Genomic DNA, 14,671 nt, shown 5'->3' on the forward strand with positions numbered 1-14,671 from the left:
GATTAAATTAACTCAATGGGCATCTTGTCTGTTCTATGGTTGATTAAACCATCCATTAGCCGGCGGCCCGGCTTTATTGGCAAAAGGAACGCCCGGAGCCAGTAACAGATAAATGATGCTTAAGGTCATGGTAATAGGAAAAATCGTGGATACCACCGCCATGATGATGATGGCCGTATTACTCAAGTTCAGGTCATTTGCCCGTCTGATCATGGCACCAAGGCTGCTGACCAGAAACAAGGCCACTAAAACTAATGGGCCTACAGCACTGTCTGACATCTTGATCATGATGACGCCAATAATAAAGCTCAGCAGTGCACCCAACAGAAATTGAGCGGCAAAGCCGGTGCGGTTCAGGCGAGATTTAAAGCGCCAGAACTCCCAGAATTTACTGGGCTGTTGGCTTGTTTCTACCGGATTTCTACCGCGATAGCGGGATTCCTGTAATAACAGTTTGGCCACCAGACGCAAGGTAATATCTTCATTGGGGTTTTGCTGGCAATCCCAAAGTGATTTCTGACTGTCTTCAGAGAGAACCAGATGAGGATTGCGGCGCATATTCAACGTTTCGCTTATCAGCTCTTTCAGCCGGGGATTACGCACTTCATTGATTTGCCCATAAGGCGTTGCGTTAAGCAAGGCGCTTCTTAGCGCCTGTTCCGCCTCATTGTTGAGCTGCATCTCTTCTATCAACGTAGTGAAACGTTTTTCCCGACCGTTGAGGCCAAACCAGGCGCAAGCGGCATAGAATACCATTTGATTGATATTCGAAGATTTTTCAATACGTCCTCGCCATTCCAGACTGCTGATATAAAAATGGTCGATAGAATAAGAGCGAGTGGTCTGTTGGTTCTCCAGATAGTTTTCCGGTGTGATCGGCAGCCGCGTCCATGAATGGTGCTGGAGAATCTGGCTCAGCGTGAGCTTATCCCGATATTGCTCAACGATATTATCCTGCTGTATATCCAGGTCGTTAATTAACGGGCAGAATTCATACAGCGGATGCTGCTCTTGTGGTGTTATATTTTTCGCCTGTACCAGCATCGGTAAGGATTCTGCCGGTCTTTCTAACAACAGAACCAGCGCATAGCAATGGCGACACCATTGCCAGTAATCCTGATCGTTGGCGGGTTCCGGCAGTGATGCACTGTTATTCAGGGCTATAAAGCTGATCCAATCCGTAATGGTTTCCAGATTGCTGCCAAAAGTCTCACTGTTGGCTAAGCGTTCTAATTGTTCATCGGCCATCCAGCGCCGTTGCAGTAACCAGTGCAGACATTGCAAATGTGCTTCTGAGTCGCGCTGTGCCAGTTCTGCCGGTAGTGCCTCCGGCTGTGGAGCATACAACCAATGGGTAAACGCTTGAATAACCGTGGATGTTTTCAGCCAGTCTAAACGTTGCTGAGCCTGTAATTTAAATCGGCTCAGGATCAGGTCGTCGAGCGGATCGCCGCTTTCCGGTTCATCAATAATTTGCTGTAACAGCGTTTCATTTCCCAATCGCAGCATACTGGCGTGGCGATAGAGATGTACCTCTGGATCGCTGCCATCATCCAGAATCAGATGGCGAATCATGGTAATTGGCGTCTCTTTATGTAGCCGCCAGTTAGCGAAATCCTGCGCTATCAGCGGCATTGGACTTTGTAGTACCTCTCCCCAACGCAGCAAGGTTTTGGTGGTTTGGGTTGGGGTAATATAACGCTGTTCCGGCGCATCAATGGCTACGCCTTCGGCTGAGAGATATTGTGCATTATCCAGAGCCTGAATCAGCAGCGGCGTACGTTCCGGCGCATGATTAACGCACCAGGTTAATAGCCAGGCTTCTGCCGTAGCATGGCGCTCGGCTTGATACAAACGGATCCAAAACGGCAGCGCTTTATCATCATGACCGGACATGGAACATTGGGAAGCGTACAAATAGAGCCAGTCGCTGTTCTCTGGATCTTTGGTTAGCTGTTGCAGGCAATAGTCGCTGAGATGCTCAGAACCAATTCCCGCCAGTGTGTACCAGCGACAGCGTAGCTCCATGACTTCCGGAGAGTCTGGCCAGTAGACGGCCATCGGTTGCAGCAAATATTCCCGCAGCATCCAGGCGGGTCTTTCCCAAAACAGGAAATTGATTGAATTAATATGATCTACGCTGGCATTTTGTGCTGGTAGTGACAGGCCTGTAAGCAGTGTCATATCGAAGACATCGCCTTTGGCAATATAGTCGAGATAGTCATCCAGATGCTCGACGCTTTCGCCGCTCAGTTCGGTGATTCGCTGTTTCCAACGCATACGCTCTGCCAGAATCTGCACGCAGTCTCTGGAGACGTAGCTGGTGTTATACAGCATCATCAGCAGTTGCCAGCGTAGCTGGTTAGTCACCTCGATGGAGTGGCTATCAATTTTCTGGATGTACTGATGCCAGGCATCCGGCTGATAGCGCTGGGTAGCATCGTTTAACAGGGTTTCGAGGTCCGCAGTCAACTGGTCAATGGCCTGTTGCTCAGGATGCTGTTCCTTCGCTTCGGGCTCTTGTTCTGTCTCAATCGGGGGTTGAATTGGCGCATCATTCAGGGCAGAGACAGGTCGGAATTCTGACTGAATTCCTTTTTTAGCCTGCTCATAAGCCTGACGCAGATTTTGGAAACCTTGTGGGTCGCTCTCCGGATGATATTCAGGTAGTTTTTTACGGTAAGCGTTACGGATAATCTCCTGATCGTCCGTGGGCTCAATGCCTAATATTTGCCAACAGCTTAGATTCATGACCAGTCAACCTCCTGTAGTGACTGAGGTTTTTCCATCTCCAGCTCGGCCGGATCCATTTCCCATATAAGATGCTGATAAGGGCTATTTGGCTCGGTAAATAAATGCCGGGAAATGGTCATATTCGAATCCAGCGTACCTTTACTGTTCAGAGCGTAGCGTTTGAGTTCCGGCTGCTCTTCACTGATGGAGAGCCAGAAGGTTCTGCCAATCAGAAATCCGGATGCGTACTCTTGCCAACTGGCGTAGTAATGGCGGGCGCGCTGGGCAATACGGCAGTGAAACCACAAACTCTCTTGTTCAGTCATCCACTGGTTTAATACACCAATACGACACAGGAAGCTCATTCGGCACAGATCCCAGGCTCGGATGCCGCCTGAGCCACACATGAGGGCCGTATCGGCCACAAACTCGAGCAATACCTGACGCGACTCTTCCTGATGAGCTGAATAATCCCGCCAACGGTTTGGTGTTAGCTGGTGCCATAAATAGTAAGGATAGGAGAGTTCATCAGCATGACCGTGGTCAATCATGCGGGTAACGGTATCGAATAATGATTCTCTGGATTCTATGTCCCAGCTCTCTTTTAAATCCAGCGAGGAGTCGTTTGGGTAGAAGTCCGGTGCGGTGTAAGACGCCCCGTATTCAATGTTTAGCGCGACCATCGGGGCCGACAGGGCGTATAGCCAGTGTTGATATTGTTGGTCCATCAATAAGCTCAACGGGGAAAAAAAATGGTTATTCAGGATACTACTACAGAAAGAAAACGCCTTCAAAGATGGAAAAATGTGTTGTGAGACAACTCAGATGCTGTTATCACATTGTTTCTGGAAAAACTGCAACTACACATTGTGATATGCCAAAAGGATATCCGGAAGTGTGCCTTTGTTTATCAATCGGCGGGTTGAGACAAATTGTTCTATGCTTCATCCGCTCTGATATTTTCTGCCTGTTATAACAGGCGCTGAAACTCTACTTTATGAGGATAACTCAGGTGTCACAAGCGACGACTTCACAAAAAACGCTGGTTCAAAAAGCGGTGTCTAAACATAAGCTGTTGACGATTGCCGGTCTGGGGTGGATGTTCGATGCTTTGGATGTCGGGCTGTTGTCATTTCTATTGGCTGCGTTAAAACAAGACTGGGGACTAACGGCTCAACAAATGGGCTGGATTGGCAGCATTAACTCTATCGGCATGGCGGTAGGGGCATTTGTATTTGGCGTGATGGCGGATCGTACCGGGCGTAAATCGGCATTTATTGTCACGTTATTGCTGTTTAGCGTTGGTAGTGGATTAACCGCGCTGGTATCTACGCTGGCTGCTTTATTGGTACTGCGTTTTATTATCGGTATGGGGCTGGGTGGCGAACTGCCGGTAGCCTCGACGTTGGTTTCTGAGAGCGTTGAATCACACGAACGCGGGCGCATTGTAGTACTGCTGGAGAGCTTTTGGGCGTTTGGCTGGCTGGCGGCGGCGCTGATTGCTTACTTTATCATTCCAAGCTACGGCTGGCGTGTGGCGATGTTAATCAGTGCATTACCTGCATTCTATGCCATTTATCTGCGCTGGAATTTGCCGGACTCACCGCGCTTTAAGCGGGCAGAAACCAAAGAGGCTAAGCCTTCAATTATCAGTAATATCACCGCAGTCTGGTCCAGTGACTACCGAAAAGCCACGCTAATGCTGTGGATCCTGTGGTTCTGCGTGGTGTTTTCTTACTATGGTATGTTCCTGTGGCTGCCGAGTGTCGTGATGCTGAAGGGCTTTAGTCTGGTGAAAAGCTTCCAGTATGTGTTGATTATGACGCTGGCCCAACTTCCGGGTTACTTCACCGCCGCATGGCTCATCGAGCGCTATGGACGTAAGTTTGTACTGGCAACGTATCTAACCGGAACCGCGATTTCAGCCTATTTCTTTGGTGCTTCTGATACCGTTGCTCAACTGTTGATTTTTGGCATGTTATTGTCATTCTTCAATCTGGGGGCATGGGGAGCGTTATACGCCTATACCCCGGAACAATATCCAACCGCTATCCGCGGTACGGGTGCCGGAATGGCGGCTTCCATTGGTCGGGTTGGTGGTATTCTGGGGCCACTCATGGTCGGTTATCTGGTGGCAATGAACAGTTCTATTACGCTGATTTTTAGTCTGTTCTGTGCGTCGATTATGGTGGCGGTAGTGGCGGTTATTTGGTTAGGGAAGGAGACTAAGCAGATGGATTTGATACCGTAGCTACGTCAGTTCTGGGGGATATTTCGTCCGCCAAAAGTAATTAACTATTGTACGGGCGGCCGAGCAGGGGCATTAGGGCGAATGCCCCTGCTCCCTGCTCCCCGCGCCTCCGTACCCGCATGGATTCGTTTCAGACGGAGCCATGCTTCGCCCAAGATCCCTGTTGGGCGTGCCACCCTCTTTCAGTTGTCGGCTGATTCCAGTGCTCCTTAAGGTCAAGGGTTTTAAGGGCAAAGGATTAAGGGCAAGAGGCAACGGCGGGAATGTATTTTGTTGAAAGGATTTATATGACTGGTGAAATAACTAATTATTCGATTGGTTTGGCAGTTGCGGCTGATATTCCATTCATTGCGCCGATTGAGGCTGCCGCAGCGTCGATTTTTCCTGAATCCGTTTTGCCAATACCGCAGCGGCAGGAGACGATTCCTGCTGATTTATTGCAGCAGGCACGAGTAGAGAATCGCTTATGGGTAGCACAGCAGGATGGCCAGCCGGTTGGTTTTATTCTGGCGGATCGAGTGGGGGAATGGGGCTGGATTCAGGAGGTATGTGTGCATCCTGATGTGGGCAGGCGGGGTATTGGTAAGCAGTTGATTAGGCAAGTGATTGAATGGTCACGTCAACAACAGTGCCAATATGTCGGACTGACGACGTTTCGTGATGTGGCCTGGAATGGTCCTTTCTATCAACGTATAGGCTTTACGGCATTTGACTCATTGCCAATCCCTGAGTTTCTACAGCAGGCACTAGCCGGTGAGCGGGAATGGAGCCGCTTTTATCGGATGGCGATGCATTATCCTCTGAATCCGCTGTGAAACGGTTCAGAGGATAGCGGTTGAAGTATTATTCACCGCCTACTGCATTAATGTATTTTTCCAGTACGATATTTTTACCGCACAGCACTACGGCGATTTTCTTACCCTGAAATTCAGGTGCCAGCCGTAGCGCAGTTGCAAGCGCTACGCCAGCGGCACCTTCAATCATCCAACGGTCGGTGCGGGCGACCAGACGCATCGCATCGCGGATCTCTTGCTCACTGACTAATTCGTAACGATCGATGACCTGCTGGCAAACAGGAAAGGTAATAGCGCCAGGTTCTACGCCGCCGGCGGTACCATCAGACAGGGTTTCCTGCTCTTCCACCTCAATAATGTTTCCGGCTTTCAGGCTGGCGTACATACTGGGCGCATTGGCTGGCCAGCAGCCAATAATTTGAGTTTTAGGGGATAACTGTTTGAGAGCAGTACCAATACCTGATATCAAACCGCCGCCGCCAACGGCAATAAATACCGCATCTAAATTGTCTATCTGTTCTGCTATTTCTATGCCAGACGTACCCTGACCGGCAATGATGTATTTGTCGTTATAAGGAGAGACAAAGGGTTTACCCTGTAATCCGGCTTGTCTTGATGCTTCAAGCTCTGCTGCCAGCGCGTCTCCTTCAACCAGTTCAATATCAGCCCCAAATGCACGGATGGCATCCAGCTTAACCTGTGCTGCTGTTGCGGGAGCATATACGGTAACGGCTACGCCCGCTTCCCGAGCCGCCAGTGCTAATGCCTGACCGTGATTACCTGTTGAAGCGGTGATCACACCACTTTGGCGCGCTGTCTCATTCAGCAAACGTATTTTGTTTACGGCCCCCCGAAATTTAAACGATCCCGTATGCTGCAAATGTTCGCATTTCAGATAGATTTGGCAGCCGCTGATTAATGATAGTAACGGGCTGTAGTCCAACGGCGTGGTTCTGACCTGAGGACGAATTGCCATATGGGCTTCAGTGATTAATGGATAGAGGGAATTCATACCGGCTCCTTTAGGTTAGTAAACTTATTTTTATCCTCTGGTTGATAAGTTGTCGAGGGGCAAGTTAACTGAAAGTGGAAAGGGAGAATATTTTGATAAAATTATTCGAGTCACTGCTAAGAATTTGTTCTGAAACGGGCACAGTTAATCAATATACTAGGCTTGAATGGCAGGCAGTAAAGTAACGATATTCTTCAGGGAGAGGGCCGTGTTCAGAGCTATTTTAATATTACTGGCAGCAATGTTTTCCCCCATGCTGCTGGCGGAGACCGAAGGCGGAATGACCTTCGCCCATAAAGAATGGGAAATTGCCTGTGATAATACCCGTACCTGTCGCGCAGCAGGTTATGGCATCAATGAAGGGGAACTTTCGGTTTTATTGACCCGTTATGCAGGTGCTGGCCAGAAAGTGAAGGGAACACTGGTTTTTGCCAGTTTTAATGATGATGAACAGACGCCCCCAAAACAGAACACGGCGAAACTGTGGATTGATGGTAAACCACAGGGAATGTTAGCGTCGGGAGAAGATGGTCGTTTTCAGTTATCTGATGCTCAGATCGAGCCTCTGATTGCCGCGCTGATCCGCGATAAAAAGGTTGAATTTGAATATGATCAAAAGCGCTGGCAGCTCTCTGGCGCAGGTTTTAATGCCGTGATATTAAAAATGGATGAGTATCAGGGCCGTTTGAACACGCCGGGTGCCATCTTGCGTAAAGGAAACCGAAGCGAAAGTGAGGTATTACCGGCTCTTGCTCGTCCTGAAATTATTGCCGCTGCCGTTAATAAAAAAGCGACGCCGGTTGATTTAACGCCGGAGCAAGTCGATAAAGTGAGCCGTTGGTTAAAGCCAACGATTGAGGCGGAATGCCACGGCGTTGATGATATTGGTGACGGTAAAAATAACTGGAAAGCCATTAATGTTGACGCTAAACACTCACTGATTCAGGTACTGTGCTGGCGCGGTGCCTATAACGAAGGTCTGGCCTATTGGCTGGTGGATAATAACTTCAGCACTGAGCCTAAATTCATTACTTCTTCAGCCAGCGATTATGGCAATGGCATTATTTATCTGTCTCAGAAAGGCCGTGGGCTTGGCGACTGCTGGTTGGTGAAAAATTGGGTATGGGATGGCAAAAGTTTTGTTATCAGCGAAGAACTTTCTACCGGCGCCTGTAATGGAATAGAAGCCGGTGGCCCCTGGAATTTATATACCGTAGTGAGTACGGTGAGATCGCAGCAGGAAATTGATGACGATAATGCAGCAGTAAAACAGCTGTATCAGGCTTTAGAAGATGAACGCAAAAAAGACAGTCAGCTGGCGGTTGATAAGGTCATGGAGCGTTACTCTCATATCAGCGATCGTCAGACCGAATTTACCATTCAATATATTGAACAAAATGGCGAATATCGTCTGCCATCAGAAAAACCCTCAGCCGATATCAGTGATGATGAGTGGCAAGCTTTTATTAAATCTGACGTGATAGCCGAAGAAACCGAACAGCGTGGCGCCTCTTATACGCTGGTTGATCTGGATGGAGACGGTCAGCGAGATTTGATTATCGATGCTTATATTGGTGGTACGGGGCTGTTTAGCGATATCAGTGTATTAAAAAGATATAAAACTGAATTTAATCCGGTAGGACCCAGCGCGCAAAACGGTGAGTTTGTTCCGGTAACCATGTATTCGTTGAATGGCCGCGGTGCTAATCAGGCTGACTATTGGATCAAACTCAATGGACAGGTCTATGTTGCCTATCGCAACAGTACTTTTGGTACAGATAATATCTATTTGTTAAAGCCGTTTAGCCAGTCTGCAAAAATACCAAAGATGACTATCCGCTATCAGTATGCGCTGGCATTGAGGAAAGAAAATGAACGGCCAAAAGAGGTGGTTCTGGATGCGGCAGATTTGGCGGAACTGGAAAAGAGCTTAGCCAGAATGTCCGATGAGATGTTGCATGATGGCCTCCCTGTATGGAGCTTTAATCATCCAATTTGCCCAATTCCGGCTTCAGTCAGTAAAGAAAATGCGCAGTTTTACTATACCGGCGATCCGTTGCATTACACGGTTGAGCGGGTAGCTGATATCCCGGTGTGGTTAAAAGGAAAATGTTATGTTGGCTCGGTGGGTACTCCTTTTGGCTTCTATACACCAAAAGACGGGGTTGAAGCATTTGTTGTGATTACTTCCCCCAGAGAAGATGAATCATTCCATACTTCCGTTGATTTGACCGGCTCAAGAACTGTGCTGTCGATTAACCATTCCCGAGTTGATCTGGCAGAAAGCCACGGTATTTTCGCTCGATAAAATACATGCAGGGCACATTGAGTTGTGCCCTGTGTACTGCCTTTTTCTTGCTTTTTTCTCTTTCTATTTCAAACGGTCTTACATTTTTTGCCTCGGAATAGCCTTTTTTAGCATTCAAATAATTTCCTTTTAGAAATAGATTGTACGTTTTGCGATCCAGATCGTAGTACAATTTAAATAAATTGAATTACAATCTCTTCATCGTAGTAGAAATACTCGCCATTTTTAACATCGTGTACAAGACAGGTGAGGGTCAGACAGATAAAGTTGGTAGCAGCCAAAACTGATGCCGAAGTAGCACAGTTTTCAGTACAACAACGACACTTATCACTCTGGAGTTATTGATGCCACAGTCTGAAATGAGCAAAACCGATCGCATTATTATCGAGCTGGGTAAGCAGATCGTACACGGTAAATATATTCCTGGTTCTGCGTTACCGGCAGAAACCGATCTTTGTGAAGAATTTAATACTTCACGCAACATTATTCGTGAGGTGCTGCGCGCACTGGCAGCAAAGCGTTTAGTTGAAGTGCAGCGTTATCGCGGAGCATTTGTCACTTTCCGCAATCAGTGGAGTTATCTCGACAGTGACGTTTTGCAGTGGATTCTTGAGCATGATTATGACCCCCGGTTGACCGCCTCAATGAATGAAGTGCGTCATTTAGTCGAGCCGAGCATGGCTCGTTGGGCAGCAGAGCGCGCAACGCCTACGGAATTGGTCCAGATTGAAAGTGCGCTGAATGACATGATTATTCACAGTCAGGATCGCGAAGCGTTTAACCAGGCAGATATTCGTTTTCACCAGGCTATTTTGGTGGCGACCCATAATCCAATATTACAGCAGTTGGGCGTTGCGATTAGTTCGCTACAACATGCGGTGTTTGAGCGTACCTATATGCCGGATGAAGACAATATGCCGCGCACCCTGCGGGAGCATAAGGACTTGTACGATGCGATTCGGCATCAGGATATTGATGCTGCAGAGAAGGCCGCTCTGGCGATGATTGCCAGTTCCACCCAGCGTTTGAAGGAGTCTACATGATTGAGCAATTTATCGGCGTTGATTGGGGTTCAACCAATCTGAGAGCCTGGTTATTTGATGGCGATCTGTGCGTCGATACGCTGCGTTCTGAGCGGGGCGTTACCCGTTTTGACGGGCAGCTGCCGGAAGCGATTTTTCATCAGCTATTTGATAACTGGCTGGCTCAGTATCCTGACGGGATCCCTGTAGTGATGGCCGGCATGATTGGTAGTAACGCCGGATGGATTCCTACTCCTTATCAAATGTGTCCGGCAAATTTAAGTCAGATCTCTCATCACTTAATGCCGGTAACTCAGCTAGCGCCCATGCGCGCCTGGATTGTGCCCGGCCTTGCCATCAATCAGGATGGCAACTGCAACGTTATGCGTGGTGAAGAGACCCAGTTAGTAGGTGCTCATGCACAAAAACCAGCCGCCTATTACGTGATGCCCGGTACCCATTGCAAATGGGTACAAATGGATGGCGATACGGTAGCCGATTTTCGGACGGTGATGACCGGTGAACTGCATCATCTGCTGATTAATCATTCGCTGGTGGGTGCCGGTATTGGTGTGCAGCGTGAATCGCAGCAGGCATTCAGACAGGGAATGGACGTTGGTTTTAATGAAACTCATATTATCCGTCGCCTGTTTGAAACCCGGGCGGCTCATGTTCTTGGTCAGTTAGATCCTTCCGTGGTTCAGGAGTGGCTATCCGGGTTGCTTATCGGTAATGAAGTAGCGCAAATGCAGCAGCAATATGCTGATGTGAATCAGCGTGGCGTCACGATTATTGGTAACCAGAGTTTAACCAGTCGCTATCGCGAAGCGCTGGTTTTAGCCGGTATCCCACATCAGGCCATTGATGGAGATGATGCCTTTAAATCCGGTATAAGGAGTCTGGTTTATGAGCTGGAAAACTAATTTTCCGCTAATTGCTATTTTACGTGGTATTAAGCCCCAGGAGGTGGAGTCCCACGTTTCCGCCCTGATTGAGTCTGGTTTTGATGCTATTGAAATTCCGCTGAATTCACCACAGTGGGAGGTCAGTATTCCGAAGATGGTTGAACAGTTTGGTTCTCAGGCGCTGATTGGTGCGGGTACTGTCTTAACGGTTGCTAACGTCGAGCGTTTAGCGTCGATGGGCTGCCAAATGATTGTGACACCGAACACCAATCCGGCGGTTATTCGACGCTCTGTAGAGTTTGGTATGACGGTATGTGCCGGCTGTGCCACGGCAACAGAAGCTTTTACCGCACTGGAAGCCGGTGCTCAAACGTTAAAAATATTCCCTTCTTCATCTTTTGGCCCTGACTACATTAAAGCGCTCAAAGCCGTTTTACCGCCTGAAGTACCGGTGTTTGCGGTGGGTGGCGTGACGCCAGAAAACCTCCACCAGTATATGCGGGCGGGTTGTGTTGGCGCAGGGCTGGGAAGCGATCTGTATCGTGCCGGTCAGTCACCTGAACAGACCCGCCAGCAGGCGCAACGTTTTGTTAAAGCCTATAAGGAAGTGCAGTTATGAAAATTACTAAACTCACCACATACCGTTTAGCCCCGCGCTGGATGTTTCTTAAAGTAGAAACCGATGAAGGCGTGACTGGCTGGGGAGAACCGGTGATAGAAGGTCGTGCACGCAGCGTTGAAGCAGCGGTACATGAACTGTCAGAGATGATTATCGGTCAGGATCCTGCCCGTATAAATGACATCTGGCAAACCCTGTATCGCGGTGGTTTTTATCGCGGTGGCCCTATTCTGATGAGTGCTATCTCCGGTATCGATCAGGCATTGTGGGATATCAAAGGCAAAGTGTTAGGGGTTCCGGTTTACCAACTGCTGGGTGGACTGGTGCGCGATAAAATTAAAGCCTATAGCTGGGTAGGCGGCGATCGCCCATCTGATGTGATTTCCGGTATTAATAAACTGAAAAGTATCGGTTTCGATACCTTTAAGCTGAATGGCTGTGAAGAGATGGGAATCATTGATAATTCACGTAAAGTGGATGAAGCCGTGGCAGTAGTGGCTGAAATTCGTGAAGCCTTTGGTAATAGCATTGAGTTTGGTCTGGATTTCCACGGTCGCGTTGACGCACCAATGGCAAAAATTCTGATTAAAGAGCTGGAGCCTTATCGTCCGCTGTTTATTGAAGAACCGGTACTGGCAGAGCAGGCAGAATATTATGTTCGTCTGGCAGCACAGACCCATATTCCTATTGCGGCCGGTGAGCGTATGTTCTCGCGTTTTGATTTTAAACGTGTGCTGGCAGATGGTGGCTTGGGCATCGTTCAACCCGACCTTTCCCACGCCGGTGGTATCACCGAGTGTTATAAGATTGCAGCAATGGCAGAATCTTACGATGTGGCGTTTGCTCCACATTGCCCACTGGGGCCGATTGCGCTGGCTTCCTGCCTGCATATTGATTTCGTGGCGCGTAATGCCGTGCTTCAGGAGCAGAGCATGGGTATTCACTACAATCAGGGCGCAGAGCTATTGGATTATGTGCTGAATAAAGAAGATTTCTCCATGGAAGATGGTCATTTCTATCCACCAACCAAACCAGGATTAGGGGTAGAAGTGAATGAAGAGTTAGTGATTGAACGCAGTAAGCAAGCTCCAGACTGGCGTAACCCGATTTGGCGTTATCCGGATGGTGCTGTTGCCGAGTGGTAATAATGGCATTGTGAAAGCATCGCGTTTATGTAAAACGTAATTAACCGGTCAGTTTAATTATTAAATCAATAAAAAGGCGTAAATACCCGCCGGGGTTCCCTTACGCCTGAATCAGACCGGGTCTGTTTTGATTACGTTGATAAATAAGGCAATAGAGCAATTTTTATTATTTTCCGGCAGTATAAAAACAATTAAACAGGATACTCTACAATGGATAAAACAATCGATTCGGTAGAGGTAATAAAGCCCACCAAGCGTCGCTATATTACCTTATTGATGATTTTTGTGACGGTGGTAATTTGTTATGTCGACAGGGCAAACCTGGCCGTGGCATCCGCTAAAATTCAACAGGAGTTTGGCATTACCAAAACGGAGATGGGGTATATTTTCTCCGCCTTCGCCTGGACTTACACCGCCTGTCAAATTCCGGGTGGCTGGTTTTTGGATAGGGTTGGCTCCAAACTTACCTACTTTATCGCCATTATGGGCTGGTCAGTCGCTACGCTCTTACAGGGTTTTGCCGGTGGCTTAGCCTCGTTGATTGGTTTGCGGGCTGTAACCGGTCTGTTTGAAGCCCCAGCGTTCCCGGTGAATAACCGGGTAGTCACCAGTTGGTTCCCTGAGCAGGAACGCGCAGGTGCGGTTGGCTTCTATACTTCAGGGCAGTTTGTTGGTCTGGCATTTTTAACACCGATGCTGATTTGGGTTCAGGAAATTCTGAGCTGGCATTGGGTGTTCTTTATTACTGGCGCAATCGGTATTGTCTGGGCACTGATTTGGCATTTCAATTACCAAAGCCCGAGAAAAAGCAAAGGGATAAATAATGCTGAGCTTGAATTTATCGAGCAAGGCGGTGGTATGGTGGATGGTGATGCTCTGGTTGAGAAAAAAGAGAAAGTGCCGTTTACTCGCTCTGACTGGAAACTGATTTTTCACCGTAAGCTGATTGGTGTCTATTTAGGCCAGTTCGCCATTACCTCTATGCTATGGTTCTTCCTGACCTGGTTCCCTAACTATTTAACTCAGGAAAAAGGGATTGCGGCGTTAACCGCTGGTTTTATGACTACGGTTCCTTTCCTGGCGGCTTTCTTCGGTGTATTACTTTCAGGTCAACTGGCCGATAAGTTAACCCGCAGCGGTAAATCTATTGGTTTTGCCCGTAAGACTCCGATTATCTGCGGTTTATTGCTCTCTTCCTGCATTATGGGTGCTAACTACACCAACGATCCGATTTGGATCATGGTGCTGATGGCCGTCGCGTTTTTTGGTAATGGTTTCGCTTCTATTACCTGGTCGTTAGTCTCTTCTCTGGCTCCGGTTCGCCTGATTGGTTTAACCGGTGGGGTATTTAACTTTGTCGGCGGTCTGGGTGGTATCACGGTACCGTTGGTCGTGGGTTATCTGGCTCAAAATTACGGTTTTGCTCCTTCGCTGATTTATATCTCCGTTGTGGCGGTAATTGGGGCGTTCTCGTATATCTTGTTGGTTGGAGAGGTGAAGCGGATAGCCTGATTTACCGGGGCTATGACTGATTGGTTATAGCCCTTGAGTTTTATATAAATTATTCTTATTAACTATTGTGTATATTCCGGCCGTAAGGGCGATGTGCTCATATCATCCCGGTGCCCGGCCGGAAGATCGTCTGCACTCAACTGTGGAGCGCGTCGGGCATAAGCTGCCTACGGGCAGTTATGAAACACCTTGCGGTGTTTCACCCTTATGGGCCAGCGCAAGCGCTGTTCAAACAAGCTTCGCCTGTTTGTCGTTGGCTTACGCCAAGTCGACCCCCACGGCACCTTCTCCCTCCGATTGGCTATGCTAAAACATAAAACTGAATCATCTGACTTTGTCAGCCATCTGAGCTTGCCCATGACGACTTTCC

The 14,671-nt window shown here is 48.3% G+C and carries 11 protein-coding genes; 8 read left to right on the forward strand and 3 right to left on the reverse strand.

All coding sequences use genetic code 11. From position 1 onward, the window contains the following. Positions 1–33: 33 nt before the first annotated feature. Positions 34–2,751: a DUF805 domain-containing protein gene (locus EKN56_RS00165; RefSeq protein WP_130589962.1), complete on the reverse strand. Its 2,718-nt coding sequence runs from the start codon at positions 2,749–2,751 to the stop codon at positions 34–36. Then, positions 2,748–3,461, reverse strand: a complete 714-nt coding sequence (locus EKN56_RS00170; protein ID WP_130589963.1) for a DUF1266 domain-containing protein — start codon at positions 3,459–3,461, stop codon at positions 2,748–2,750. The genes EKN56_RS00165 and EKN56_RS00170 overlap by 4 nt, the downstream gene beginning before the upstream one ends. A gap of 371 nt (positions 3,462–3,832) precedes the next feature. Between EKN56_RS00170 and EKN56_RS00175 the strand changes: the two genes are divergently transcribed. Then, positions 3,833–4,984: an MFS transporter gene (locus EKN56_RS00175; RefSeq protein WP_407656569.1), complete on the forward strand. Its 1,152-nt coding sequence runs from the start codon at positions 3,833–3,835 to the stop codon at positions 4,982–4,984. Positions 4,985–5,271: 287 nt separating this feature from the next. After that, positions 5,272–5,799 (forward strand): GNAT family N-acetyltransferase, encoded by a 528-nt coding sequence (locus EKN56_RS00180; RefSeq protein WP_168189570.1) that lies wholly within the window; start codon positions 5,272–5,274, stop codon positions 5,797–5,799. Positions 5,800–5,827: 28 nt separating this feature from the next. On the opposite strand, the gene EKN56_RS00185 is transcribed toward EKN56_RS00180, so the two are convergent. Beyond that, positions 5,828–6,790 (reverse strand): threonine/serine dehydratase, encoded by a 963-nt coding sequence (locus EKN56_RS00185; RefSeq protein WP_130589966.1) that lies wholly within the window; start codon positions 6,788–6,790, stop codon positions 5,828–5,830. Positions 6,791–6,998: 208 nt separating this feature from the next. On the opposite strand from EKN56_RS00185, the gene EKN56_RS00190 reads away from it, so the two are divergent. The 6 genes from EKN56_RS00190 (at position 6,999) to EKN56_RS00215 (ending at position 14,301) form a co-directional block, all read left to right on the forward strand. Next, entirely contained in the window at positions 6,999–9,098 is a 2,100-nt protein-coding gene (locus EKN56_RS00190; protein WP_168189571.1) for a DUF1176 domain-containing protein, read from the forward strand. Positions 9,099–9,442: 344 nt separating this feature from the next. Then, positions 9,443–10,141 (forward strand): FadR/GntR family transcriptional regulator, encoded by a 699-nt coding sequence (locus EKN56_RS00195; protein WP_130589968.1) that lies wholly within the window; start codon positions 9,443–9,445, stop codon positions 10,139–10,141. Beyond that, complete coding sequence (locus EKN56_RS00200) at positions 10,138–11,043, forward strand: 2-dehydro-3-deoxygalactonokinase (RefSeq protein ID WP_130589969.1); 906 nt, start codon at positions 10,138–10,140, stop codon at positions 11,041–11,043. The genes EKN56_RS00195 and EKN56_RS00200 overlap by 4 nt, the downstream gene beginning before the upstream one ends. Continuing rightward, positions 11,027–11,644, forward strand: coding sequence for a 2-dehydro-3-deoxy-6-phosphogalactonate aldolase (locus tag EKN56_RS00205; protein WP_130589970.1), 618 nt, complete (start codon positions 11,027–11,029; stop codon positions 11,642–11,644). Before EKN56_RS00200 ends, EKN56_RS00205 begins: the two co-directional genes overlap by 17 nt. Beyond that, positions 11,641–12,789, forward strand: coding sequence for a galactonate dehydratase (dgoD, locus tag EKN56_RS00210; RefSeq protein ID WP_130589971.1), 1,149 nt, complete (start codon positions 11,641–11,643; stop codon positions 12,787–12,789). Before EKN56_RS00205 ends, dgoD begins: the two co-directional genes overlap by 4 nt. Positions 12,790–12,999: 210 nt before the next feature. Then, positions 13,000–14,301 carry an MFS transporter gene (locus EKN56_RS00215; protein ID WP_130589972.1) on the forward strand — a complete coding sequence of 434 codons (1,302 nt, stop codon included), beginning with the start codon at positions 13,000–13,002 and terminating at the stop codon, positions 14,299–14,301. Positions 14,302–14,671: the final 370 nt, after the last annotated feature.

It is taken from the genome of Limnobaculum zhutongyuii (assembly GCF_004295645.1).
Lineage (GTDB): Bacteria > Pseudomonadota > Gammaproteobacteria > Enterobacterales > Enterobacteriaceae > Limnobaculum > Limnobaculum zhutongyuii.